Below are 24,550 nucleotides of genomic sequence, written 5' to 3'. Positions count from 1 at the left end.
ATATAAACAATGCGTATGCTTTGTTTATGTGTTCCTTTTTTGGTGCAAATATATAAAAATTATAGGTATATTTAATAGATAATTACTAAAAAGTAAAATATATGTTGAAATTGCACGAATAAAGTGATATGATAAAAGTATAATTTGTACAAAAGGGATGATAGCTGTGGAATATATTGGGCATACATCAGACGACGGACGGAAACAGCTGCTTTTGGACCACTTGAACGGAACGTCAAAGTTATGTCGTGAAAATGCGAATGAATTTTGGGCGGATATAGCCAAATTTGTGGGGCAAATACACGATATAGGCAAAGTATACATCGGGTTTTCAAAAACGTATAAACGGTGCGGAAAATATCCGAGTGGAACACGCAATATGCGGTGCAAAAGAAGTTGCGAAAGCACCGCCGAAATCATATGTGCCTATGATTGAGTATTGCGTTGCGGGACATCATTCGGGTTTGCCTGACGGCGGAACGAAAGTTGACGGTGAAGAAGATTCGACCTTGCACGGCAGAATGAAACGAAAAACCGGCGATTATTCTGCGTATGAAAATGAAGTTAAACTTGAATATCCCAAAGATAATTTGAGAGAACTTTTTGATGTCAGTAATCAGAGAGAAATTATTGAAAGGTATTCTTTTTTTACAAGATATTTGTTTTCATGCCTTACGGATGCGGATTTTATAGATACGGAGCGGTTTGTAACTCCCAACACAGACAGAGGTATGGACGGAGATTTTCAAAAAGCATACGAAAAAGTATGTGAAAAACTTAATTCTTTTAAAATAGAAACCAAACTTCAAGAATCAAGAAGTATTATACAAGAACAGGTTTATAAAAGCGTTGAATCGAATGCGAATGTGTATACATTGAATATGCCGACAGGCAGCGGAAAAACTCTTTGCAGTATAAGAGCGGCTTTGAAAACTGCGATAGAGAATAAGAAAAAACGTATTATATATGTAATTCCGTATGTCAGTATAATTGAACAGACAGCAAAGGTATTCGAGGATATTTTCGGTGATGTACTTCCTGTGTTGCAGCACCATTCAAATTATGATTTTGATGATGATAAAAATGAAGATGAGAACGAAATAACTTCGGAAAAATTAAAACGTTCCTGTGAAAATTGGGACGCAAAACTTATAGTAACAACGAATATTCAATTTTTTGAATCACTGTATCATTATAAAGGCAGACGACTTAGGAAACTTCATAATCTGGCGGACAGTGTTATCATATTTGACGAAATACATATGCTGCCGATTGACTATATTCAGCCTTGTTTAAGGGCGATGGGGTATGTGACGAAGTATCTTAACAGTACGGCAATTTTGATGTCGGCGACAATGCCGAATTATGATAAATTTATGGAAAGGTATATGTCAGATGTCAAAATAGAAAATGCGGTTAAGGATACGTCGTTGTTTAACGTATTTGATAAGTGCAGATATGAGTATATCGGAAAGTGTGAACTTGCTTCACTGGCAGAAAAGGCACAGGAATATGACAATGCACTTATAATTGTGAACAAAAGGAAAACGGCAAGGGAATTATATGATATGTGCAGCGGTAACAAGTATCATTTGTCAACATATATGACGCCTTTGCACCGTTCGGAGATTATTGCAAAAATAAAGGAAGATATAAAGAACGGAATTAATACGACTGTGATTTCAACATCACTGATTGAGGCGGGTGTTGACCTTGATTTTAAGGCGGTGTTCAGAGAAATTGCGGGGATTGATAACGTATTGCAGTCCGGCGGTAGATGTAACCGTGAGGGTAAGATGGATATGGGCGATGTGTTTGTTTTTGAAACAGACGGCGGAAAAGGTGAAATTCAGCTTAAATCAAATATAACACGAAATTTATTTGAGGAATTTGACAATATTTCAACCGACAAATGTATTGAAGAATATTACAGTCGCTTATTTGCATTTAATGACGGCAATATAGACAAAAGTACCATAACTTCGCTTATGGGTGAAAATTTGAAATTTGATGAAATACCGTTCAGAACGTATGCCGATAATTTTAAGTTTATCAAAAATCAAGTTATAGGAATAGTAATTCCGCGTGATGAAAATAAAGATTTGATTGAACAGCTCAGATACGGAAAACTGTCCGTAAAACGAAAATTACAGCAGTACAGCGCGTCCGTACATATTTGGGAGCTTGAAGAAATGATTAAAGAGGGGATTATAGAACAGCTTGATTGTGGTGTTTGCATACTTGCAAATACAGATTATTATAAGTCGGACGTGGGTTTGACGTTGGAAAATGATGTAGATTATTTTGTATGAGGAGGTTAAAATGAGTTACGGATTTAAAATTATGGTTAAAGGCGATTATGCCGCATTTAACCGCCCTGAAATGAAAGTTGAACGTGTGAGTTATGATGTTCCGACACCGGGAGCTCTTGAGGGACTGATAAAGTCGGTGTATTGGAAACCGGCAATTCGGTATGTAATTGATAAGATTATCGTTTTTAATCCGATAACATTTATCAATGTTCGCCGTAATGAGGTTAAGGAAAAAATAAAATTGCAGTCGGTACAAAAAAGTATGAAAAACGGTACAGGTGATGCAACGATTTATACTAAGGATATGATAAATCAACGCGGAAGTATGATTTTGAAAGATGTATGTTACGGCGTGGAATTTCACTTTGAACTTACGGGTATACAGAGTGACCATGATGACGAGTCGGAGGAAAAGCATTATAATATTCTTCTAAGACGTTTAAGAAACGGTCAACAATTCAGACAACCTGTGCTTGGGTGTCGTGAATTTCCCGTAAAGAGTATTGAGCTTGTGGAGGAATTTCCGCTTGAAAATGTTTCGGATACGTTAAAAGGTGATACGGATTTAGGATTTATGCTGTATCATATGAAGTTTGAGGACGGTGGACATCCGAAAGATAATGATTGGGATAAACGTAATTTTTCGGACAAGGCAGACGCACTTTTTTACAGACCGCATATGATTGACGGTGTTATAGATGTAGCAAAATATAGGGAGATGATGAAATGCTGATAAAGGCTTTGAATGAATATTATGATATTCTTGCGAGAAATGACAAGGTTTGCAAAGACGGTTTTTCAAGACAGAATATCACGCATATGATTATGCTGAGAAAAGACGGTACAGTAAGCGATATTATAAACGTGGAGCAGGAAAGTGAACCCGACAGTAAGGGTAAAACCAAACTTCAGCCTATATCGGTGGTTTTGCCGGAGAGAACACAGAAACCTGGTATAGACGGAAATATTGTCGAACACAGACCGTTATATATTTTCGGACTTAATTACGACAATAAGAGCGGTACATATTCAACTGAGGACAGTACGGATAAGGCGAAGAAATCGCATAAAGCGTTTGTGGACAAAAACCTTGAATTTACAGAGGGTATGACATCGGATATAGTTACGGCATACAGAAACTTTCTGCAAAAGTGGAATCCGCAGGACGAAACCGAAAATGAGTTGCTTGTAAATCTCGGCAAGGCATACTCGACGGCAAATTTTATTTTCGGTCTTGACGGACACCCTGAAATAAAATTGCACGATACTGACGGCGAAATTGCTCAAAAGATAACGGAACTGAAAAAATCAGTCGGACCGGTGCAGGGTAATGACATATGTGCCGTTACGGGAGAAAAAGGCGAAATATCGGTAACGCACGATAAAATCAAGGGTGTAAGAAATGCAAATGCAACAGGTGCGTTAATGGTTTGCGTAAATAATACGGCAGAGTGTTCATACGGCAAAGAACAGGCGTACAACAGTTCCATAACGCAAACTACTATGAAACACTACACAGAGGCATTAAACACTTTAATCGCAGACAAAAATCACAGAATATATCTTGATGATATGACAGTTGTATTTTGGGCGATGTCAGATGACGATTCAAAAGAAACGGATTTGTTTGCTTCAATGCTTGGGTTTGACGATAAGATTGATGCAGATGAAATGAACGGTATTTTGCTTAAATCGCTTAATGACGTAAATCAGGGCAAAAGTCCCGATTTTACAGAACTCGATATTGATAAAAATGTTGAGTTTTATATTGTGGGAATTGCTCCGAATGTTTCGCGTCTTGCACAAAAATTTATATACCGTGATAAATTCGGCAACATATTTTCACATATAGCAAGACACCAAGCAGATATGATGATTGTTAATTCAAAAGGAAATATACCGATGTGGCGAATATTCCGAGAATTAAAACCGCCTCAAAGCACAAATTACACCACACCGCCGCCGCTTATGGCTTCGGTGTTCGGTGCAATAATAAACGGTACACATTATCCGGAGTCTTTGCTTGAAAATGCCGTAAGACGAATGAAAACGGATAAATCGGTAAATTATGTTCGTGCAGGTATTATCAAGGCTTGTATAAACAGAAAAGATAGATATTCAAAAAATAAGGAGGAGATAAAAATGGCACTTGATATTGAAAATAATAATCAAGCGTATCTGTGCGGCAGACTTTTTGCCGTACTTGAAAAGGTTCAGATTGAATCAGTCAAGGGGAAAGAATTGAATAGAACGATTAAGGATTCATATTTTGCGTCAGCTTGTGCAAATCCGTCAACGGTATTTCCAAAACTTATAAAGCTTTCGCAATACCACATTGAAAAACTTGACTATAAGCCTAAGTATAAAAAACTCACGGGTGAGATTGTGGATAAGCTAAACGGAACTTTTCCTAAAACATTACCATTAAATGCACAGGGTAAGTTTATTATAGGCTATTATCAGCAAATGCAAGATTTATATAAACCAAATGACACAAAAACTAAGGAAATATGAAAGGAAGTAGAGAATTATGGAACCAATTAAAAACAGATACGAATTTACAGTTATTTTTGATGTAGAAAACGGCAACCCTAACGGTGATCCCGATGCAGGCAATATGCCGAGAATTGATCCCGAAACGTCGGCAGGACTTGTTACAGATGTGTGCTTAAAGAGAAAAATCCGCAACTTTGTGGAAATTTTTAAAGAAGATGAGCCGTATTATAATATTCTTGTAAAGCCTGATAAGGCACTTAACACAAAATTTACGGAGGCATATGAGGCAATAGGCGAAAAGACAGGTCAAAAGGGTAAAAATCCTGAGGCGGTAAGAGCGGCAAGAGATTACATATGTCAAAATTATTTTGATGTAAGAACATTCGGTGCGGTTATGAGTACAGGTAACGACCCATGCGGTATTGTCAGAGGTCCTGTTCAGATTAGTTTCGCAAAGAGTGTTGATCCGATATTTACACAGGATATAACAATTACAAGACAGGCAAGAACAACAGAAGATAAGCGTGATACAGGTGAAACGGAAATGGGCAGAAAGAGCATAGTACCGTATGGCTTGTACAGGGCGGACGGATATGTGTCGGCTATGCTTGCACAGAAAATTACTAAGTTTTCGGAAGAAGACCTTGAACTTTTGTGGAAGGCCATTATCAATATGTTTGAACACGACAGAAGTGCCGCAAGAGGTAAAATGTGCGTAAGAAAACTTTATGTATTCAAGCATGATTCCGTACTCGGAAATGCTCCGGCGAATGTGTTGTTTGACAAAATTGTTATCGGCAAAAAAGACGGAGTGGAAGTTCCGAGAAGTTTCAATGATTATGAAATCACTGTCGATAAAAATATGCCTGAAGGAGTAGAACTTCAGGAGAAAGCATGATTAATATAAGGACAATACAGCATTATATGTATTGCCCGAGAAGATTCGGATTGCTTGAAATTGAGAATGCTTGGGTTGAAAATGTTTCGGTTGTGTTGGCGAATATTATGCACGAAAACGTACATTCGGGCAAACACCAATTCAAAAGCAATAACAAGGTTGTTTTAAGCTCGGTTACTTTGTATAATGATGAACTTGATTTGTATGGCGTTGCGGATTGTATAGAGTTTTGCAAAAATAAAGACGGCGTACCGATAGACGGCCTTGACGGAAAGTACACTGTCAGACTTGTGGAATACAAGCCTACACAGCCTAAAGACGGCTCTATAAGAGAAACTGACGCGATACAGGTGTTTGCTCAAAAATTGTGTGCGGACTATATTTGGAAATACAACAGTGAGGGGTACATATATTATGCCGATACAAGAAAACGTGTGAAAATGCCGTTTGATGAGGAGTACGACAGGTATAAAGCATTGCTTGATGATTTGGTCGGTAAAATGCAAAACGTAATGGAAAGCGGTGTTATTCCTCCAAAAATAAAAGGCCAAAAGTGCAGTGGTTGCTCGATTAAAGATTTGTGTATGCCTAAAACGAAAAAGTACAGCATTAAACAGCTTATTGAGGAGGATTGCGTATGAGAAAACTTTTGAATACTTTGTATGTCACAAATGAAAATATATACATGACTCTCGACGGCGAAAATGTTGTATGTAAGGAAAATAATGAGGTTAAATTACGACTTCCGTTTTCAAATATTGAGGCAATATTTTGTTTCAGCTATCTTGGCTGTTCGCCTGCACTCATGGGGAAGTGTGCCGATTACGGCATACCGATTAACTTCATATCTCCGTCAGGCAGATTTTTGGCTCGCGTGCAGGGTGCGTCACACGGAAATGTGTTGCTGAGAAAACGTCAATACGAACTTTTTTCAAAACCGCCTGCACTTTTAAGACAAAATACCGTTGCCGCAAAATTGGCGAATACAAAAAGTGTTGTGAAAAGAACGCTTAAAGATTATCCGCAAATTGATGAGGACGGCAAGCTGACTCATTGTATAGAACGCTTGGACGGTTGTATTAAAAGCGTGTATATCACAGATGATTATGATGGTATACTCGGTACGGAGGGTAACGGTGCAAAGGCATATTTTGATGTGTTTGACAGCCTTATTCTTCATCAAAAAGACGATTTCTGTTTTGCAATGAGAAGTAAAAGACCTCCGCTCGATAGGGTGAATGCAATGTTGTCGTTTTTATATACGATTTTTACCCGTGAATATGCGGCGGCACTTGAAAGTGTGGGATTGGACAGTTATATGGGATTTTATCATTCGCTTCGTCCTGGACGTGAATCGCTTGCGTGCGATTTGGTCGAGGAGGGGAGATGTATTGTTGAAAGATTTGTGTTGACATTAATAAATCTTAAAATTATTAAACCCGAAGATTTTGACGTACAGTTAAGCGGTGCAGTTTTCTTGAATGATGACGGCAGGAAAAAGGTGCTCTCAAAATGGCAGGAGAAAAAACGTACCGATATGATACATCCGTATTTGAAGGAAAAAATTCCTATGGGACTTTTGCCGTATGTGCAAAGTATGTTGCTTGCAAAATTTGTGCGTGGTGAAATTGACGAGTATCCGTGTTATTTGGTGAAGTAGGTGATATTGATGATGACTTTGGTAAGTTATGATGTGTCAACTGTCGATGCGGCAGGCAGGAAAAGACTTCGCAAGGTTGCAAAGGAATGTGTTAATTACGGACAAAGAGTGCAAAATTCTGTGTTTGAAGTTGATGTTGATTACGGAACATTCTTGAAATTAAAAGATAGACTTATGAAAATTATTGATGAAGAACAAGATAGCCTTCGATTCTATTATTTGGGTAATAATTGGAAGAGGAGAGTGGAGCATATAGGTGCAAAGGAAACATATGACCCTGAGGGCAGTTTGATTTTGTGAGCGAACGTGCAGTGATATTGGTTTTATATGGAGGTTCGCTGAAAAAATAATACATATTATGTAAAAAATATCGCTTTTTAAAGTGATTTTTAGTAAAATGTCCGCTCTGTTGTGGTGGTGTGACTTCACATATACAATATGTAGTGTCACGCTCCCCACGGAGCGTGTGAGTTGAAATGCTGATTCTTCGGCTTTCACTGAATTTGAAATATGTCACGCTCCCCACGGAGCGTGTGAGTTGAAATTTTGAAAACAGGACAGGAAATTGACAATATTACAAGTCACGCTCCCCACGGAGCGTGTGAGTTGAAATCGCCAGTACGATTATCGCCCATATGCTGAACACTCCGTCACGCTCCCCACGGAGCGTGTGAGTTGAAATGCTCGACGGGTACAAAGCCTGTCAATTCATTTTTGTCACGCTCCCCACGGAGCGTGTGAGTTGAAATACCCGTTCCGTAAACGAAAGGGGCGTGTTCCGAGTCACGCTCCCCACGGAGCGTGTGAGTTGAAATTTTCAACGGCTTGGCGTACGCTGTCAAATCCGTTTGTCACGCTCCCCACGGAGCGTGTGAGTTGAAATGCTCGACGGGTACAAAGCCTGTCAATTCATTTTTGTCACGCTCCCCACGGAGCGTGTGAGTTGAAATTAATCACGCAAATGCTATATTGACGTTAGGTTATGTCACGCTCCCCACGGAGCGTGTGAGTTGAAATGGCAGTAACACAAAAATATTGATTAATGGTAGTGGTCACGCTCCCCACGGAGCGTGTAAGTGGGGACGTCGGGGTGCCATCCTACACAAAATAGTAATTACAGAAAATAGGAGATAAGTGGCAGATTACCGCCTTACGGAGCCACCACTCCGTCACTGCGTGCCTCCTCTCCTCAAGGAGAGGTATAAAAGGCTCTATTAATGGGAACCGGTGACGAAGTCGGCTAAGTGGCAAGCAAACAAAAAATGGGCGGTGAATAACCGCCCGAAGAATAACTAATTTTTAGATTTATTAACCATAAATATGCCGACTGAAACAAGGACAAGTGCTACAAGACCCTGAACACCGAAAGCTTGATTTTTCTCGCCGAGAAAAACAGCCGAAAGGATAACGCCGAAGATCGGATTTGTAAAACCGAAAACGGCAACTTTACCGACAGGGTTATATTTAAGCAATATTCCCCACAAAGTATATGCTACAGCTGAAATCATCGCCATATATATAAGAAGTGCGATAGATGCAAGAGTAAATCCGGAAATCTTACCGCCTGTTGCTATTCCGACAACGACAAGAATAATACCGCCTAAAAAGAACTGATAACCGCTAAGAACCACAGGGTTTTCATCTTTAGAATATTTTTTAATCATACCCGATGAAAGTGCATAAGCTGCCGCTGAAAGCAATATAGCACCTTCACCGGAAAGTTTTATACTCATATCAAAACCTCCGTTCGCAAGGTTAATCACAACAACTCCTAAAAATCCTACAACACATCCCAAAACTTTTAAAACCGTCATTTTTTCGTACTTGAATATAAATACTGCAAATAATATTGAAAGAAATACGTTTGCGGCATTTATAATAGAAGATTTTACGCCTGATGTATTCGCCAAGCCTATGTAGAAAAACACATACTGCAAAACTGTTTGCACCATAGAAAGTTTAAAAACCGAAAAAAGTGATTCTTTTTTCGGTACAAGTATTTTTTTGCTTAAAATACTTCCGAAAAGAATTGTAAGTATACCGGCAAGTGTGAAACGAATACCGGCAAAAAGAAATTGTGAGCCGACCGCACCGGACGGAATGTTAAACATCTGATAACCTATTTTAATACAAGGAAAAGCACTTCCCCAAAGCAGACAGCATATAATCGCAAGTCCGCAGACGACAGGTGTTTTTGTTAATAATTTTTTATTCATAATATTACCCTCCTCAAAAACAACAACCATTCGATTGTACCACAAAATCACAATCAAAACAAGAAAAATATTTAGTTTTTTATAACTTTTGCGATTATTTGATAATTTTTGAAAAAAGTATTGAAAAATAAAAACATTGTGCTATAATAGTTCAGGCATTAAACAAAGAGAGGAGATTACATATGACTAACGATATGACTAAGGGCAGTCCGATAAAGTTGATATTAAGCTTTATGGTACCGCTTCTTATAGGTAATATATTTCAGCAGTTCTATAATATGGCGGATACGATTATTGTCGGAAGAACTATAAGTGTTGAGGCACTTGCGGCGGTTGGTGCGACAGGTTCAATCTCATTTTTGATTGTGGGATTTGTGCAAGGTGTGACGAGCGGTTTTGCGGTTATAACCGCACAGAGATTCGGTGCAGGTAGTGAAAACGGCGTAAGGCGTTCCGTTGCGACAAGCATTATTTTAGGTATAGCCGTAACGATTGTTATGACGGCGATAAGCGTATTGGCGGCAAGACCGCTTTTGGAGATTATGAAAACTCCGTCCGACATTATAGACGATTCGTACAATTACATAATAGTAATTTTTGAAGGTATTGCGGCAGCGGTATTTTTCAACTTGTTTTCAAGTATACTCCGTTCGCTCGGCGACAGTAAAACACCGCTTGTATTCTTGATAATCGCAAGTATTATCAATATTATACTTGACTTTGTGTTTATTCTTACATTTAAAATGGGTGTTGCCGGTGCGGGTTGGGCAACTGTTATCGCACAATTTATTTCGGGTATATTGTGCTTTGTATACAGTTTGAAAAAATTCCCGATTCTACGACTTACAAAGCACGATTGGAAATTCTCTTGGAAATTTGCTTGGCAACACCTTGAAGTCGGCTTGCCTATGGCGTTTCAGTTTTCGATAACCGCCATCGGTACAATGGTAATCCAATCGGCACTTAATTCGCTCGGTTCAACTGCCGTTGCGGCATTTACAGCCGGTTCGAAAATAGACCAATTTGCAACACAGCCGCTTGCGTCATTGGGCGTTGCGGTTGCGACATACACCGCACAAAATTACGGCGCAAGAGAGCTTGAAAGAATTAAAAAAGGTGTGACGGGTGCGGCGATTATCGCAACGGTTTGCGGTATTGTAGGCGGATTTGTTGTTATTACGTTCGCAAAACCGCTTGTTGCATTGTTTGTCGGCAGCGGTCAGAATGAAGTTATGTCGCTTTCAAAAGAATACCTTCTTCTAAACGGTATATTCTATGTGATACTCGGTTTACTGTTCGTTTACAGAAATGCTCTGCAAGGTATAGGCAGTAGTATGATTGCGTTTTTCGGCGGTGTTTGGGAACTGGTTATGCGTTCGCTTGTTGCATTTGTACTTGTGTCGTATTTGAAATTTGCGGCGGTATGTATTGCGTCACCTGTTGCGTGGTTTGGGGCGACAATTTGGCTTATGATTGCTTACTTCATTATAATAAATCGCATTATTAAAAAAGCAAATTTCGCTAAAATTAATTATTGATGTATATTTAATATTGCAAACTTTATCCTTTTTTGATATAATGAGTAGTATATTTAAAAAAAGAGAGGTATTAATATGACATCACAAAGTATAATACAGGGTATTGTATTACTTCTGTATCTTATCGCTATGGTAATGGTCGGATTTGTTTTCTACAAAAAAAATTCAACACATTCCGATTATGTACTTGGCGGACGCGGTATGAACGTTTGGGTAACGTCACTAAGTGCGCAGGCTTCGGATATGAGCGGTTGGCTGTTGATGGGACTTCCGGGTACTGCATATTTGTTGGGTTCGGGTGCTACAAACGCAATATGGACTGCAATAGGTCTTGCACTCGGTACATATTTTAACTGGTTAATCGTTGCAAAACCGCTTAGAAAATATACACAGATTGCAGGCAATTCAATCACAATTCCCGACTTTCTGCAAAACAGATTTCATTCAAAATCAAACGTACTTCGTATATTCTCGGCGTTGTTTATTTTGATATTCTTTACGGTTTATACATCGTCAATGTTTGCGGCAGGTGCTAATTTGTTTGACTATGTATTCGGTATCGGATATATACCTGCACTTATTTTGAGCGTTGTCGTTGTAACGGCATATACATTCCTTGGCGGATTTAAAGCGGTTTGTTGGACAGACTTGTTTCAGGGATTGCTTATGTTTGCCGCAATAATCGTTGTACCTTGCTTTATGTATAAAGGTCTTACTTCAAATACATTTGAATGGTCGGAAATCGGTAAAATTACACTTGGTGTATCGGAAGGTTTCGGTGCAATGGGTATAGTCAGTGCTATTGCGTGGGGACTTGGATATTTCGGTCAGCCGCATATCCTTACAAGATTTATGGCCATAAAGTCATCAAAGGATATTAAGCCTGCAAGAAGAATTGCTATGGTTTGGGTTATTGTAAGTCTTGCTATGGCTGTATTGGTTGGTATATTGGCATCGCCGTATATTCAATATATGTTCAAAACAGGTCAGATTACAGACCCTTCATCACTTAGCATTTTGAATGCAAACGGTATGCTTGAGGGCGCAAATACACAGAAAGTATTTATGGTACTTGTACAGAATATGTTCCCGACAGTGATTGCGGGATTGTTGCTTTCGGCTGTACTTGCAGCTATTATGTCAACAGCCGATTCACAGCTTCTTGTTGCGTCATCATCATTCTCATCGGATATATACAACACGCTTTTCAACAAGAATGCTTCGGAAAAGACATTGCTTAACGTAAGCCGTATCACGATTGTGGTTGTTGCAATTATAGCTTGCTTGCTTGCACTTGACCCTAATTCATCGGTGTTTGAAATCGTTGCTCACGCATGGGCGGGTTTCGGTGCGGCATTCGGTCCGGTTATTCTTTGCAGCCTGTTCTGGAAACGCTGTAATGAATACGGTGCATTGGCAGGTGTTATATCCGGCGGTGCGGTAGCACTTTTGTGGGCATATGTTCCGACTGCTATATGGGGTGCGGATAATCTTCCGGGTATATTTACCGTATATGAAATTATTCCGGGATTCATTGTATCGCTTGCACTTATCTTTATAGTGTCACTTGCCACAAAAGCTCCGTCAAAGGAAGTTATAGAAGAATTTGAATCGGTTAAAACAGCAGATGTATAATATAAAAGGGTTGTCGGCTAATGCCGGCAACCTTTTTTGAAAATATTTAATAAAAATGCTTGACAGGGAATAAATAATCTGATATAATATTTCAGAAAAGAAAACAAGCAGAACAATCCGTTCTCACCGTACGGCGAAGGCTTTGCGGTAAATATACAGATACTTTAGGTATCGGTGTATTGTGCGGGTGCGTTTTGCAGCCGTTTTTTTGTTTATGTTTTAAGGAGGGATTAACAATTAGTAAGAATGATTTGCAGATTAACGAACAAATTCGTGATAACGAAATTCGAGTTGTTTCAGCTGATGGCGAACAGCTTGGCGTAATGAGTGCAAAAGAAGCACAGGATATTGCGTATGAAAAGGGAATGGATTTGGTTAAGATTGCTCCGCAGGCAAAGCCGCCGGTATGCAAGATTATGGACTACGGAAAGTACAAGTTTGAGCTTAATAAGCGTGAAAAAGAAAACAGAAAGAACCAAAAGGTTATTAACATCAAAGAGGTTCAGCTTTCACCGTCTATCGATACAAATGATTTCAATACGAAGTGTAATCATGCAATAAAGTTCCTTAAAAAGGGCGATAAGGTAAAGGTTATAGTTCGTTTCAGAGGTCGAGAGGTAAGTCATTCACAGATTGGTTATACCTTGCTTGAAAGATTTGCAGAACAGGCTAAAGAAGCCGGAACTGTTGAAAAACCGGCTAAGCTTGAGGGCAGAAATATGACAATGTTTCTTGCTCCCTTGTCATAATATTATTTAATTCGGAAGGAGTGTGCATTATGGCTAAGACTAAGATAAAGACTCACAGAGGCGCCGCTAAGAGATTCAACGTAACTAAGAATGGTAAGGTTAAGATGAACAAGGCGTTCAGAAGACACATTTTGAACAAAAAGACAACTAAGAGAAAAAGACATCTAAGAAAGCAAGCTTACTGCTCAAAGGCTAACGCAGCAGTTATTAAAAAGCTTATTCCTTACAAATAATTCGAAAGAGAGGTAGAAACTAATGGCAAGAGTAAAAGGTGCATTAAATACAAGAAAAAGACATAAGAAGATATTAAAGCTTGCTAAGGGCTTCAGAGGTGCTGAAAGCAAGCAATTCAGAATTGCTAACCAAGCTGTTATGCGTTCAATGCAAAATGCTTATGTAGGCAGAAAAAGAAGAAAGAGAGATTTTCGTCGCCTTTGGATTACAAGAATCTCTGCTGCTTGTAAGCAAAACGGTATTAACTATTCAACATTTATGAACGGTCTTAAGAAGTCAGGTATCGAAATGAACAGAAAGATGCTTTCTGAAATCGCTATCGCTGACAGCACTGCATTCGCAAAGCTTGTTGAAACAGCTAAGGCTGCTCTTTAATTTGGAGTACATTGTGACAGATTTTCAGTCTGTCACTTTTTTTATGCAAAAAATGAAAAATAACTCTAAATTAATCTTGTTTTTGTCGAAAGAAACGTGTATAATATACTCATAGAGAATAGGGAGATATATTATGAGAATTAAAGACAATGTTAAAAGTGTCTACACACAGATTATTGTCTTATGTGAAATATTCCATATTTCGTTTCTATTTATATTTAAGCATTTTTCAATGCAGATACCGTTTATGTATAATATCGGCAGTGTGATATTTTATATATTAATGCTGTTTGTTGTGCTGAAAGGATATTATCGCGTTTGTATTGTACTGGTGCATTTGGAAGTATCGGCGTTTGTTACGGTGACGGTGCTAAATGGCGGATATTCGTCGGATTTTGCCTTGTATTTGATTTCTATGGCAACATTTGTGTATTTTAATCCGTTTAAACATCGGAGTGTAACATATATATTTTCGATATGTGAGGTACTGTTGTATATAGGTTTGACATTGCATTGCCGTCATATTTACTCGGAGGCAGAAGTACATATCGTTTTTGTTACAATATACAATACCGTTTTGGCAGTCGGAATTATATTGATAGGTGCGTACATATCGGACGTATCGGCAACTGTAACGCATAGAAAGCTCGTTGATGAAAACAAGACTCTTAACAATCTTGCAAATTACGACCGACTTACAGGCTTGCAAAGCCGAAGAATGTTTATGGAACGAATTAAGGACAGCGAGGACAATAAATCTGTGGTCATTTGTATCGGTGATATTGATGATTTCAAAAAAATAAACGATACATACGGTCATTTATGCGGTGACTATGTACTGCAGAATATTTCGGAGATTATGAGAAAATCGCTCGGCTTGGAGAATGTTGATATATGCAGGTGGGGCGGTGAAGAATTTGTGTTTATGTTCTGTAATGATGATATTGACAGCGCATTTGTAAAAGTTGAAAACTTAAGAAAAACTATCGAAAATAAAAATTTTGTTTATGAAAATAACAATATTTACGTTACGATGACGTTCGGAATTATCGAACGTGATAGCGGTAAAGTCGATGATGTTCTTCTTGAAAGTGCCGATAAATTGCTGTACAGAGGCAAAATTAACGGTAAAAATGTGGTTGTTAAAGCATAATAAAAAATATCTCTGCATTGTGCAGAGATATTTTTTATTTGTTTTAGAAATTAAATGTCTTTGTAACGAATGATTCGTCGTCTGAAGAGAACGGCTGAACTGTTATTTCAAGCGGTGACGACTTACTGTCAAGCTTGTACGCTTTTTGAACAGTAATTGTTTCACCCGGAGCAATATTTTGTGAAAGTGTAAGAAGTTCCACACCGTCCACGCCGATTACTGTTGCAGGAGCTAATGAAGAACCGTTTTGTTCGGCGATGACGTCATATACTCCGCTGAATGATTGGTCTGAATCGGTTTTGTTTGTAAATTCAAATGACACAACAACAACGTCGCTGTCATCATAATTGATAAGTTTTGCTTCCTCGATAGAAATATCGTTGTTGCTTACTTCACCCGAATAGCTATCCGCTTTTGTATCTGATTTTGCCTCTGTACCTTCAACTGCCGCCATATCGACATTCTTTGAATAGTCCTGACCGTCAAGAGTTTCTGTTGCACTGCCGTTTTCGTATGCACCCGACGCATCTGCCTGCGCAGTCTGCTGAGGTGTTGTATTTGTATTTTCTGTCTTTTTACCACAGCCCGCAACTGACATTGCAAGAATTAATGCGGCAATAACGATTAAACTTTTTTTCATATTTACATATCCTTTCTTCAAAAAACAATTTTGTAGAAGCTTTAATGATATACTATCACAGTGTTTTTTAAAAATCAAGCATATCAAGAAAAATTCATAATCTATTCACATTGACATAATAGTTTTCAAGATATATAATTAACATAATGAGGTGATTTTATGAGTAATATTAAAGCGTGTATATTTGATCTTGACGGTACGCTTACAAATACGATAAATGCTATTGCACATTTTGGTAATATTGCACTTGCGGCATTCGGTTTGCCCGAAATTCCGGTAGAGGATTATAAAATATATGTCGGTGACGGCAGAGATAAACTTATTCACAGAATGCTCGGAGTTTACGGCAAGGATAATGCGGAAATGTTTGAAAAAGTGCGTGATGTGTATGACGAAAATTATGAAAATGATTATCTTTATGATACAGATGCGTATGACGGAATAAGAGAATTGCTTGAAGAACTGAAAGAGAACGGCATAAAAATTGCGGTATGCTCAAATAAACCGGATAATGTCGTGCATTTTGTTACCGATAATATTTTCGGTGAAAATTATTTTGACGCGGTGCATGGAGTTATTGACGGTATGCCGACAAAACCCAATCCTTTTACGGCGCTTGAAATAGCGAAAAAACTCGGTGTAAAGCCGTCGGAGTGTCTGTTCTTGGGAGACACCAATGTTGATATATTTACGGCGAAAAATGCCGAAATGACGTCGGTCGGAGTGCTTTGGGGATTCAGAACAAGAAATGAATTGGTACAAGCCGGTGCAGACTATATTGCGGAAAATCCGCATGTAATTTTACAACTTATCGGGAGGTAGAAGAAATGAGAAAAAGCGGTATTTTAATGCACATATCATCGTTGCCGTCTGATTACGGTATCGGTACAATGGGCAAAGAGGCATATAAATTTGTGGATTTTTTAAAGAGTGCAAAACAAAAGTGTTGGCAGATTCTGCCGATTGGCCCGACAAGCTACGGCGATTCGCCGTATCAGTCGTTCTCAACGAATGCAGGCAATCCGTATTTTATAGATATGGATATTTTGCGTGAAGAAGGTCTTTTGAAAAAATCGGACTATTCAAAGCTTGATTGGGGCAAAGACAGGAAAAATGTTGACTACGAAACAATTTATGAAAATCGTTTTAAGGTTTTGAAAATTGCTTTTGAAGAATTTAAAAAAGGTGATTTGTCGGAATTTTATGACTTCTTGCAGAAAAACGAAAGATGGATTTCAAACTATGCGTTGTTTATGAGCATAAAGAATGAAAATGACGGCAAGTCTTGGCTTGAATGGGAGGACGCATTAAGAAAACGTGATTCTCATTCGTTATGGGAATTTAAGTCGTCGCACGAAGATGACGTTATGTTTTGGGAGTTTGTGCAGTTTAAATTTTTTGAACAGTGGAACAAACTTAAAAAGTATGCCAATGACAACGGTGTGTCGATAATCGGCGATATTCCGATTTACGTTGCGCTTGACAGTGCGGAGGTTTGGGTATATCCCGATTTATTTGAACTTGACGAAAATCTTGTGCCGAAAGCTGTTGCGGGTTGTCCGCCGGACGCATTTTCTCCTACAGGTCAGCTTTGGGGAAATCCGCTGTATAATTGGGACAGGCACAGAGAATACGGCTTTAATTGGTGGATAGACAGAATAAAGAGTGCAACGTCATTGTATGATGTTGTTCGTATCGACCATTTCCGAGGATTTGAGGGGTATTATTCGATTCCTTACGGGGATAAAACCGCCGAAAACGGTCAGTGGCTGAAAGGTCCGGGAATTGAATTGTTCAATGCCGTTAAAAATGAATTGGGCGATTTGCCGATTATAGCGGAGGATTTGGGATTTTTGACAGAGGACGTGCATAAGCTGTTGAGGGATTCGGGTTTTCCGGGTATGAAAGTGCTTGAATTTGCATTTGATCCGCGTGAAGAAAGTAATTATTTGCCGTATACATATAATTCAAACAGCGTTGTCTATGTCGGCACGCACGATAATAATACAGTGCTTGGTTGGATTGATGAGCTTGACGAAGATACACTTGAATTTTGTAAAAAGTACATTGATTCGGAGGATGATATTGTTTGGAAACTCATTAAAACTGCTATGGCAAGTGTGAGTGATACGGCGATAATTCAAATGCAGGATTATCTTGAACTCGGCAGTGAGGCAAGAATGAATACACCGTCTGTACTCGGCGGCAACTGGCAGTGGAGAATGGGTAAGAATGATTTGACTGACAAACTCGCAAAGAAAATTGCTGATATAACCTGTACATACGGAAGATATGAAAGACAGTGATTTTATGCAGACGATTGAACAGGCGCTTTTAAAGTTGGAAAAGTCAAAGTTCAGAAGTAGTTTTAAGCTGAAAGAAAAGGATAGGGAGTATGTAAAAAATAAAGGTATGGACACTATACGTTCTCATGCCAGTGACTTTGTTCGTGACAGACTTGCACCGTCATTTATTGCAAATGACGGCAAGCAAACACCCATGCGCGGACACCCTGTGTTTATTGCACAACACGCAACGGCGTGCTGCTGCCGCGGTTGCCTTAACAAGTGGTACAGAATACCGAAAAATGTTGAACTTACTCCGGCCCAACAAGAAAAAATAGTGAATTTGCTTATGGCTTGGATTGAAAAACAAATGAAAAATACACCTATCGAATGATAGGTGTATTTTTTGTGTTATTGCAATACATTTGTAAGTGGTGTCATATCCTTGTCCCATGCAAATATTGAAACTGATTTGTCGGAGGTGATACCTACAAATGAAATTGTTTGTTCTGCTTTTGAATCAAGTGTGACAGTTTGAAGTTTAGCTGTTTTAAGAGTATCATTGTCGTTGTATACGCCGACTAAAACCTTTATAGTTAAGCTGTCTGAAGAATTGTTCTTAACTGTTACGTTCATACCGTTGTCATCAAAATTTTTGCTCAATTTTACTGTTTCTTCACCCGGAACAGAAAGACGAAAGTCTTTATAAACTGTAAAGCTGTCTGTTTTATTTGTGATTTGTGCCGTCATTGTAACGTCTGTTGCCTTTGATGAACCGTAGAATGTACCGTCATTGCCGATAACTGATGTATCGGAAGATGTCCATGTTACTTCTGCGTCGTCTGAAGTGATTTGCGGCAAAGTGATGTTTTGCTCTACACATTCCGGTGTGCTCGTAAGTTTATCGATTGTGATTGCCGCTACGGCACTGTCAACGGCTGTATCAGCCATTCTTTCAATTTCGTACAGCTTTAGCGATTTAATCTTTACAAAATCGGTCGGGGTCATATCCTTGTTTGCCGCAAAACGAACACCGCTCAAATATGCACCGTTGTTAGCCTTACCCCAGTTTGTCATTGAGAATGTGTCGGCAGATGCACCGGATTGCAATGTACCTGTGGTCTTTGCAGGAGAGAGTGAATCGTCTTTGTATACTTGGAACGTCGATGTTGCCGAGTCAAACACTATTCTCATATATTGAAAACGCTACATCTTCGGGAGTTAAAGGATAATTAAAGAGGTAGACTGAATAGGCAAGCCTATATTTTCGGCTTGCCTATTGTTATACGTTAAATTTATTGACATTAAATTATTGCTATTGAAATAACTTGGTCGTGTTGGTATAATTATTATATAAGGAGTGTGATTTTAAGTATGATAACTATGGAAGAATTACAAGGCTATCCGGTGGCTGATGATAAAGAAATTCGTGACGCACACAATAAGGCGGTTTCGCTTATTGAACATAATGTTGACGAGTTTTTTGACTGTTTTCCGGGTGCAAACAGTGAAAATAATTTTTACAGGCAAACAGAAAATACAGACTGGACAGAGGGTTTTTGGACCGGTGAATTGTGGCTTGCTTATGAGAGTAACAAAGACGATAAATTAAAGGAAGCGGCACTTTGTCAAGTGGACAACTTCCTTTACAGAATAGAACATCATATTAATACCGACCATCACGATATGGGCTTTTTGTACAGCCCGTCTTGCGTTGCGGCATATAAGCTTACAGGCAGTGAAGTTGGTAAACGTGCGGCACTTTTGGCGGCGGATAATTTGATGAAACGTTTTCACGAAAAAGGTCAGTTCTTTCAGGCGTGGGGCAAAATAGGCGATAAGGACAATTACAGACTTATAATAGATTGTCTTATGAATATGCCGTTGTTTTTCTGGGCGAGCAAGGTGACAGGTGATAAAAAGTATGCAGAAAAAGCACAGGCACATATAAAAACAGCGATGGAAAATATCGTGCGTGACGATAATTCGACATATCATACATATTTCTTTGATATGGAAACAGGTAAGCCGACAAAGGGCGTTACTTGTCAGGGTAATCGTGACGGCTCGGCTTGGGCGAGAGGTCAGGCTTGGGGAATATACGGCAGTGCGGTTGCGTATTCCAAAACAGGAAATAAAGAATATTTGGATATATTTAAACGTGTAACAAAATATTTTATGGAACATTTGCCGAAGGATTTAGTGCCTTATTGGGACTTTGATTTTGATACCGGCAGTGATGAACCGCGTGATTCTTCAGCAGGTGTTATAGCGGTATGCGGTATGCTTGAAATGGCTAAATATCTTGATAAAGATGAGGCTGAATATTATACGCAGACGGCTAAAAGATTGCTTAAAGCAATTATTGATAATTGTGCCGTTAAAGACAGTAAAGAGTCTAACGGACTTTTACTTCACGGCACATACGCAAAGAAAACGCCGTATAATACGTGTAATAACGGCGGTGTTGATGAGTGTAATACATGGGGAGATTATTTCTATATGGAGGCACTTACACGTCTGACAAGCGACTGGAATCCATATTGGTAAGGTTAGCAATTTAGAAATTGGTATAGAAAAATGAGTTTAGAAAAATCTGTTTTTACAGAAGAAACAATAAAAGAATATATTTATAATAACTATCATATTAAGACAATAAACGTATGCAAACAGAATATTGGAAGCGCCAATTGCTATAAAATTATTAGCAAAGATGGTATATATCTGCTTAAAGAATTCCAATCAAAATATAAAAAATCTGATATAGAAAGAGAAATTACTGTATGTAATTATTTGAATCAACATGGAATCTCATGCTCTGATTTTATACAAAATGCAGATGAAAATTATATAAATGTATTTAAGGAAAAAACAATTCATCTACAAACATTTGTTGAGGGGAAAACATTTCAGATGAACTGTGTGCCTGATACTATATTATTTAAAGAGGCTGGACTTTTAGGACGTATTAACAAATGCTTGGAAAATTTTTTGAAACTTCCTATTGGTTTTAATTCTAGTTGGTTTGTTAGTTGGAATTCAGATGAAAGCATTAATAGGTATAAGAAAATCATTTATCATACAGAAAAATTAGATGACATCAATATAAAAGCAAAGATTATAGAAGATTGTGAATTTAAAATAAAGTTATTAAGTAATATGACACTTGATGAAAGATATTGCAAGCTGACACAAGGTAATAGTCATGGAGATTATAATAATTTTCAATTGATTTGTTCTGATAATGATATTAAATCTGTTATTGATTTTTCGGGAGCAGCATATGTTCCGTTGGTATGGGAGGTAATGCGTTCCTACACATATAGTGCAGAGGAATGTCGAAATGCCAAAGATATGGATTTTGAAAAATTTAAAAAATACATTGATGCTTATTTGAAAGAAAATGAATTGACTTTATTGGATGTGGAAATGATGCCATATTTTTATTATTTTAATATTGTACGTAGCGCATATGGATATCCACAGTATATTAACAGTTGTTTGGAAAGTAATCCTTTTGATATAATTGATTTTGCTGTGTGGCGAACAGAGTTCTGCAGATGGCTTTATAAAAATAAAGATGAATTATCACAATTTTTGAAAAATCAATATAAAGGCATATTATTATAAGATTTGCATGCTTTAGCAATAAAAAAATACCGTAGTCGTAAGACTGCGGTATTTTTGATATGTCGTAAAATTTATCTCTTTGATAACGTTTTGATATCTTGAAAAGCCTTAAAACAAGGGATTTCTTACACCAAATGTTGCATACGTGTTATGCACGGTAGACTGCTCAAGGGGTCCCATAACTTTTCTGAACTTACAAATTCGCATATAACGTTTATCGAAAGGAGTTTACTCTCTTAAAATATAACACATTAGTATTCAAGAAAAAAAGAAAGCAGTGGTTAAGAGAGTGACTCCTAAATGAGTATAGCATATAAGTTAAAAATACAATTTTTAATTATTGGATTTATTTTATTAATATTATGTGATATAATGTCAATAAATAGATGTATATTATATCTATAATATTTTATGGTGATGTTATGGAAGATTTTGAAGATACTTAATTATTAAAAAATAATATCAGAAAATTTGTTTATGTAGAGCAAATTATGAGATGATAGATAATAGTAGTTATAGTATTTGTTATTATGATAAGAGCTATGTACCACCAAGAGAAAATATAAAACGTGATTTTTTTGGATAGAAACAATCGATGAATGTTTTAGGCTGATTTACGATGCAATCTTAAATTAACGTTGACAATAATGCGTGATTGATATATAATATAATTGGATTAAAATATGAGAGGAGAATATCCATGACATATATAAATCGTGACTTAGAGGAAAAAATTAAATCTGCTTCTAAAGAATATGCTTGTATTTTGATAACAGGTGCAAGGCAAGTTGGTAAATCCACTGTACTAAAGCGATTAATGGATGATAATCGTGAAGAAGTTTTGTTGGATGATATAGAAGAAAGAAAATTAGCATCAAAGGATCCGGCACTTTTTTTGCAAATGCACTCATTACCAATTTTGATAGATGAAGTTCAATATGCACCTGAACTGTTTTCTTATATAAAAATGGCAATAGACAAAGGTGCTGCTCCCGGTTCATTTTGGCTCACAGGTTCTCAACCATTTAAGCTCATGGAACTTGCGCAAGAATCTCTGGCCGGAAGAATTGCTATTATTCACATGCCTTCACTTTCACAACATGAAATCTATGGGCATGATAAAACCGAACCATTTTCTATTGATTTAGATAAATTAAAGAAACGTAGTAAAATAAATAAACCGGCTGATCTTAATGAAATATACAGACGTATATGGAGTGGCTCTTTGCCCGGACATATAAGCGGAAAATACACAGACAGAGATCTGTTTTATAGCAGTTATCTTCAAACTTATATAGAGAGAGACGTAAAAGAGATAGCTGATATTGATGATACAATGATATTTAGCGATTTTATTCGTTCTGCTGCTTGTAGAGCAGGTCAAATGCTCAATGTGTCAGATATTGCCAGAGATGTTGGGATTTCTAACGATACGGCAAAGCGTTGGCTAAAGATTCTTGAAAAATCTGATATTGTATTTTTTTTACGTCCTTATTCAAATAACTTGCTAAAGAGAACAATAAAAACTCCTAAAATGTATTTCTTTGACACCGGACTTGTTGCATATCTTACAAGATATTCATCTCCGGAGATTTTAGCAAACGGTGCAATTAATGGTGCAATACTTGAAAATTACGTTGTGTCTGAGATTATCAAAACGTATCACAACAATGCAAAAGAATGCCTTATATGGTATTACCGTGATACAAACAGTAATGAAATTGACCTTGTAATTGAAAGTGACGGTATGCTTCATCCTATTGAAATAAAAAGAACTGCCAGTCCCGGAACCGAACTTATAAAACCGTTTAAATTATTAGATAAAGCATCTGTTCCAAGAGGTAAAGGTGCAATTATTTGTATGAAAGAAACTCTTTCCGCAGTTGATAGCGACAATTATATTGTACCTATTTGGATGATTTAATTTACGTTGTGTTTAGAAGAAACAAAATCGATGTGGTATCATGAATCCGGTTGAAAATAAAAAAATATGCTAAAAGCAAGAATTATACAAATTACTTTTGTGTAAAATGATATATTACTGATTACCACAATTATTTGTGGCAAAATTGCGGTAAAAGACAAAAAATAAATCCCACAATCGGCATGATTGTGGGATTTGTTTGATAAAAAACTTATCTTTTTGAGAACTGTGGAGCACGACGAGCGGCTTTTAGACCGTACTGAAATTCTTTGATTGCCGTTTTTCCTTGATATTCCGGGCTTTTTTGCCCTTTCAGGTCTCGGTTGTCCTATTCCTTAACCATAAAAATAGGTACTTTTTTAATCAGAAACCCTCTGATGTAGCGCATCATTTACCACCTCAAAAAGCTCCTCTGGTTTATTGTACTTCACTTTTGCATAGATGTCCATAGTTGTTTTGCTGTTTTCATGTCCTGCAAGGTACTGAACCGTCTTAGGGTCCACCCCTGCATAGAGAAGATTGGTAATGTAAGTGTGCCGCAACTGATGTGGTGTCACATCAAAATCTATCGTATATCTGATTTTGGGTTGATTCTTCTGTGTCATGCCCAGCGTTGGAGTAACCGTATATTTGATACTCTCCCCATTTACATACTTATAGTAGTTCCGGGGCTTAGTGGAACGGACAACTACATACTGCCATACCCTTTGAAACTGTGAATATGCAAGCGGCTCTCCCTTGCTGTCAGCAATCACATAATCTGATATGGAATTTTCTTTCGCTTCTCTCAGACAATCCACCAAAC

The 24,550-nt window shown here is 37.8% G+C and carries 24 protein-coding genes and 1 CRISPR repeat array; of the genes, 20 read left to right on the top strand and 4 right to left on the bottom strand.

All coding sequences use genetic code 11. The features are described 5' to 3' along the window. Window positions 1-166 precede the first annotated feature (166 nt). The 8 genes from ACLTU0_RS03640 to cas2 are packed head-to-tail and all read left to right on the top strand — an operon-like array spanning window position 167 to window position 7,666. Window positions 167-436, top strand: coding sequence for a hypothetical protein (locus ACLTU0_RS03640; protein ID WP_412321429.1), 270 nt, complete (start codon window positions 167-169; stop codon window positions 434-436). Next, complete coding sequence (cas3, locus tag ACLTU0_RS03635; protein ID WP_412321428.1) at window positions 366-2,312, top strand: CRISPR-associated helicase Cas3'; 1,947 nt, start codon at window positions 366-368, stop codon at window positions 2,310-2,312. Before ACLTU0_RS03640 ends, cas3 begins: the two co-directional genes overlap by 71 nt. Window positions 2,313-2,322: 10 nt before the next feature. Beyond that, window positions 2,323-3,045: a type I-C CRISPR-associated protein Cas5c gene (cas5c, locus tag ACLTU0_RS03630; protein WP_117968065.1), complete on the top strand. Its 723-nt coding sequence runs from the start codon at window positions 2,323-2,325 to the stop codon at window positions 3,043-3,045. After that, a complete protein-coding gene (gene cas8c, locus ACLTU0_RS03625) occupies window positions 3,039-4,826 on the top strand; it encodes a type I-C CRISPR-associated protein Cas8c/Csd1 (protein WP_412321427.1) in 1,788 nt (595 codons plus the stop codon). Before cas5c ends, cas8c begins: the two co-directional genes overlap by 7 nt. Before the next feature lie 16 nt (window positions 4,827-4,842). Continuing rightward, on the top strand, window positions 4,843-5,706 hold the full coding sequence (gene cas7c, locus ACLTU0_RS03620) for a type I-C CRISPR-associated protein Cas7/Csd2 (RefSeq protein WP_412321426.1): 864 nt from the start codon (window positions 4,843-4,845) through the stop codon (window positions 5,704-5,706). Further along, on the top strand, window positions 5,703-6,347 hold the full coding sequence (gene cas4 / locus ACLTU0_RS03615; RefSeq protein WP_412321425.1) for a CRISPR-associated protein Cas4: 645 nt from the start codon (window positions 5,703-5,705) through the stop codon (window positions 6,345-6,347). The genes cas7c and cas4 overlap by 4 nt, the downstream gene beginning before the upstream one ends. Beyond that, window positions 6,344-7,366 carry a type I-C CRISPR-associated endonuclease Cas1c gene (gene cas1c / locus ACLTU0_RS03610; protein ID WP_412321424.1) on the top strand — a complete coding sequence of 341 codons (1,023 nt, stop codon included), beginning with the start codon at window positions 6,344-6,346 and terminating at the stop codon, window positions 7,364-7,366. Before cas4 ends, cas1c begins: the two co-directional genes overlap by 4 nt. A gap of 9 nt (window positions 7,367-7,375) precedes the next feature. Further along, window positions 7,376-7,666, top strand: a complete 291-nt coding sequence (cas2, locus tag ACLTU0_RS03605; protein ID WP_022228957.1) for a CRISPR-associated endonuclease Cas2 — start codon at window positions 7,376-7,378, stop codon at window positions 7,664-7,666. A gap of 145 nt (window positions 7,667-7,811) precedes the next feature. Continuing rightward, window positions 7,812-8,450: a CRISPR direct-repeat array (repeat unit 33 nt; unit sequence GTCACGCTCCCCACGGAGCGTGTGAGTTGAAAT). 208 nt (window positions 8,451-8,658) lie between these two features. Here cas2 and ACLTU0_RS03600 read toward each other — a convergent pair. Next, window positions 8,659-9,582, bottom strand: a complete 924-nt coding sequence (locus tag ACLTU0_RS03600; protein ID WP_022229361.1) for a DMT family transporter — start codon at window positions 9,580-9,582, stop codon at window positions 8,659-8,661. Between the two features lie 182 nt (window positions 9,583-9,764). Here ACLTU0_RS03600 and ACLTU0_RS03595 point away from each other — a divergent pair, with 182 nt between their 5' ends. The 6 genes from ACLTU0_RS03595 to ACLTU0_RS03570 all read left to right on the top strand — a co-directional run bounded on the left by ACLTU0_RS03595 (window position 9,765) and on the right by ACLTU0_RS03570 (window position 15,266). Beyond that, window positions 9,765-11,120 (top strand): MATE family efflux transporter, encoded by a 1,356-nt coding sequence (locus ACLTU0_RS03595; RefSeq protein WP_412321423.1) that lies wholly within the window; start codon window positions 9,765-9,767, stop codon window positions 11,118-11,120. Window positions 11,121-11,195: 75 nt separating this feature from the next. After that, window positions 11,196-12,755 carry a sodium/proline symporter PutP gene (putP, locus tag ACLTU0_RS03590; protein WP_022229363.1) on the top strand — a complete coding sequence of 520 codons (1,560 nt, stop codon included), beginning with the start codon at window positions 11,196-11,198 and terminating at the stop codon, window positions 12,753-12,755. Window positions 12,756-13,006: 251 nt separating this feature from the next. Then, entirely contained in the window at window positions 13,007-13,504 is a 498-nt protein-coding gene (infC, locus tag ACLTU0_RS03585; RefSeq protein ID WP_337599319.1) for a translation initiation factor IF-3, read from the top strand. 29 nt (window positions 13,505-13,533) lie between these two features. After that, a complete protein-coding gene (rpmI, locus tag ACLTU0_RS03580) occupies window positions 13,534-13,737 on the top strand; it encodes a 50S ribosomal protein L35 (protein ID WP_022229365.1) in 204 nt (67 codons plus the stop codon). 22 nt (window positions 13,738-13,759) lie between these two features. Beyond that, window positions 13,760-14,113, top strand: coding sequence for a 50S ribosomal protein L20 (rplT, locus tag ACLTU0_RS03575; protein ID WP_412321422.1), 354 nt, complete (start codon window positions 13,760-13,762; stop codon window positions 14,111-14,113). Between the two features lie 133 nt (window positions 14,114-14,246). Continuing rightward, complete coding sequence (locus tag ACLTU0_RS03570) at window positions 14,247-15,266, top strand: GGDEF domain-containing protein (RefSeq protein ID WP_412321421.1); 1,020 nt, start codon at window positions 14,247-14,249, stop codon at window positions 15,264-15,266. Window positions 15,267-15,309: 43 nt separating this feature from the next. On the opposite strand, the gene ACLTU0_RS03565 is transcribed toward ACLTU0_RS03570, so the two are convergent. Beyond that, entirely contained in the window at window positions 15,310-15,906 is a 597-nt protein-coding gene (locus ACLTU0_RS03565; protein ID WP_022229368.1) for a DUF5067 domain-containing protein, read from the bottom strand. Window positions 15,907-16,065: 159 nt separating this feature from the next. On the opposite strand from ACLTU0_RS03565, the gene ACLTU0_RS03560 reads away from it, so the two are divergent. The 3 genes from ACLTU0_RS03560 to ACLTU0_RS03550 are packed head-to-tail and all read left to right on the top strand — an operon-like array spanning window position 16,066 to window position 18,585. Further along, complete coding sequence (locus tag ACLTU0_RS03560) at window positions 16,066-16,728, top strand: HAD family hydrolase (protein WP_308456583.1); 663 nt, start codon at window positions 16,066-16,068, stop codon at window positions 16,726-16,728. After that, the gene (malQ, locus tag ACLTU0_RS03555) at window positions 16,659-18,212 is read left to right on the top strand and encodes a 4-alpha-glucanotransferase (protein ID WP_412321434.1); all 1,554 of its coding nucleotides are present in this window, start codon (window positions 16,659-16,661) and stop codon (window positions 18,210-18,212) included. The genes ACLTU0_RS03560 and malQ overlap by 70 nt, the downstream gene beginning before the upstream one ends. After that, a complete protein-coding gene (locus tag ACLTU0_RS03550; protein ID WP_412321420.1) occupies window positions 18,199-18,585 on the top strand; it encodes a DUF4186 domain-containing protein in 387 nt (128 codons plus the stop codon). The genes malQ and ACLTU0_RS03550 overlap by 14 nt, the downstream gene beginning before the upstream one ends. A gap of 17 nt (window positions 18,586-18,602) precedes the next feature. Here ACLTU0_RS03550 and ACLTU0_RS03545 read toward each other — a convergent pair whose 3' ends face one another. Further along, complete coding sequence (locus ACLTU0_RS03545; RefSeq protein WP_412321419.1) at window positions 18,603-19,385, bottom strand: immunoglobulin-like domain-containing protein; 783 nt, start codon at window positions 19,383-19,385, stop codon at window positions 18,603-18,605. Between the two features lie 180 nt (window positions 19,386-19,565). Between ACLTU0_RS03545 and ACLTU0_RS03540 the strand changes: the two genes are divergently transcribed. The 3 genes from ACLTU0_RS03540 (at window position 19,566) to ACLTU0_RS03530 (ending at window position 23,745) form a co-directional block, all read left to right on the top strand. Further along, window positions 19,566-20,741 carry a glycoside hydrolase family 88 protein gene (locus ACLTU0_RS03540; protein WP_412321418.1) on the top strand — a complete coding sequence of 392 codons (1,176 nt, stop codon included), beginning with the start codon at window positions 19,566-19,568 and terminating at the stop codon, window positions 20,739-20,741. A gap of 30 nt (window positions 20,742-20,771) precedes the next feature. Next, window positions 20,772-21,821, top strand: a complete 1,050-nt coding sequence (locus tag ACLTU0_RS03535) for a phosphotransferase (protein ID WP_412321417.1) — start codon at window positions 20,772-20,774, stop codon at window positions 21,819-21,821. A 700-nt stretch (window positions 21,822-22,521) separates the two neighbouring features. Continuing rightward, complete coding sequence (locus ACLTU0_RS03530; protein WP_412321416.1) at window positions 22,522-23,745, top strand: ATP-binding protein; 1,224 nt, start codon at window positions 22,522-22,524, stop codon at window positions 23,743-23,745. A 359-nt stretch (window positions 23,746-24,104) separates the two neighbouring features. On the opposite strand, the gene ACLTU0_RS03525 is transcribed toward ACLTU0_RS03530, so the two are convergent. After that, the coding region (locus ACLTU0_RS03525; protein ID WP_412321415.1) for a tyrosine-type recombinase/integrase at window positions 24,105-24,550 on the bottom strand (446 nt) is incomplete at its 5' end.

The sequence above is a fragment of the Hominilimicola sp. genome, assembly GCF_046972485.1.
In the GTDB taxonomy this organism is placed as follows: domain Bacteria; phylum Bacillota; class Clostridia; order UBA1381; family UBA1381; genus Hominilimicola; species Hominilimicola fabiformis.
Note: the sequence above shows the minus strand (reverse complement) of the source record. Positions and strands in the feature narration are given on the sequence as shown.

Coding starts and splice junctions, on each gene's coding strand:
- cas5c (WP_117968065.1), top strand. CDS start 2,323: ATGAGTTACGGATTTAAAATTATGGTTAAAGGCGATTATGCCGCATTT.
- cas8c (WP_412321427.1), top strand. CDS start 3,039: ATGCTGATAAAGGCTTTGAATGAATATTATGATATTCTTGCGAGAAAT.
- cas7c (WP_412321426.1), top strand. CDS start 4,843: ATGGAACCAATTAAAAACAGATACGAATTTACAGTTATTTTTGATGTA.
- cas4 (WP_412321425.1), top strand. CDS start 5,703: ATGATTAATATAAGGACAATACAGCATTATATGTATTGCCCGAGAAGA.
- cas1c (WP_412321424.1), top strand. CDS start 6,344: ATGAGAAAACTTTTGAATACTTTGTATGTCACAAATGAAAATATATAC.
- cas2 (WP_022228957.1), top strand. CDS start 7,376: ATGATGACTTTGGTAAGTTATGATGTGTCAACTGTCGATGCGGCAGGC.
- ACLTU0_RS03600 (WP_022229361.1), bottom strand. CDS start 9,582: ATGAATAAAAAATTATTAACAAAAACACCTGTCGTCTGCGGACTTGCG.
- ACLTU0_RS03595 (WP_412321423.1), top strand. CDS start 9,765: ATGACTAACGATATGACTAAGGGCAGTCCGATAAAGTTGATATTAAGC.
- putP (WP_022229363.1), top strand. CDS start 11,196: ATGACATCACAAAGTATAATACAGGGTATTGTATTACTTCTGTATCTT.
- rpmI (WP_022229365.1), top strand. CDS start 13,534: ATGGCTAAGACTAAGATAAAGACTCACAGAGGCGCCGCTAAGAGATTC.
- rplT (WP_412321422.1), top strand. CDS start 13,760: ATGGCAAGAGTAAAAGGTGCATTAAATACAAGAAAAAGACATAAGAAG.
- ACLTU0_RS03570 (WP_412321421.1), top strand. CDS start 14,247: ATGAGAATTAAAGACAATGTTAAAAGTGTCTACACACAGATTATTGTC.
- ACLTU0_RS03565 (WP_022229368.1), bottom strand. CDS start 15,906: ATGAAAAAAAGTTTAATCGTTATTGCCGCATTAATTCTTGCAATGTCA.
- ACLTU0_RS03560 (WP_308456583.1), top strand. CDS start 16,066: ATGAGTAATATTAAAGCGTGTATATTTGATCTTGACGGTACGCTTACA.
- ACLTU0_RS03550 (WP_412321420.1), top strand. CDS start 18,199: ATGAAAGACAGTGATTTTATGCAGACGATTGAACAGGCGCTTTTAAAG.
- ACLTU0_RS03545 (WP_412321419.1), bottom strand. CDS start 19,385: ATGAGAATAGTGTTTGACTCGGCAACATCGACGTTCCAAGTATACAAA.
- ACLTU0_RS03540 (WP_412321418.1), top strand. CDS start 19,566: ATGATAACTATGGAAGAATTACAAGGCTATCCGGTGGCTGATGATAAA.
- ACLTU0_RS03535 (WP_412321417.1), top strand. CDS start 20,772: ATGAGTTTAGAAAAATCTGTTTTTACAGAAGAAACAATAAAAGAATAT.
- ACLTU0_RS03530 (WP_412321416.1), top strand. CDS start 22,522: ATGACATATATAAATCGTGACTTAGAGGAAAAAATTAAATCTGCTTCT.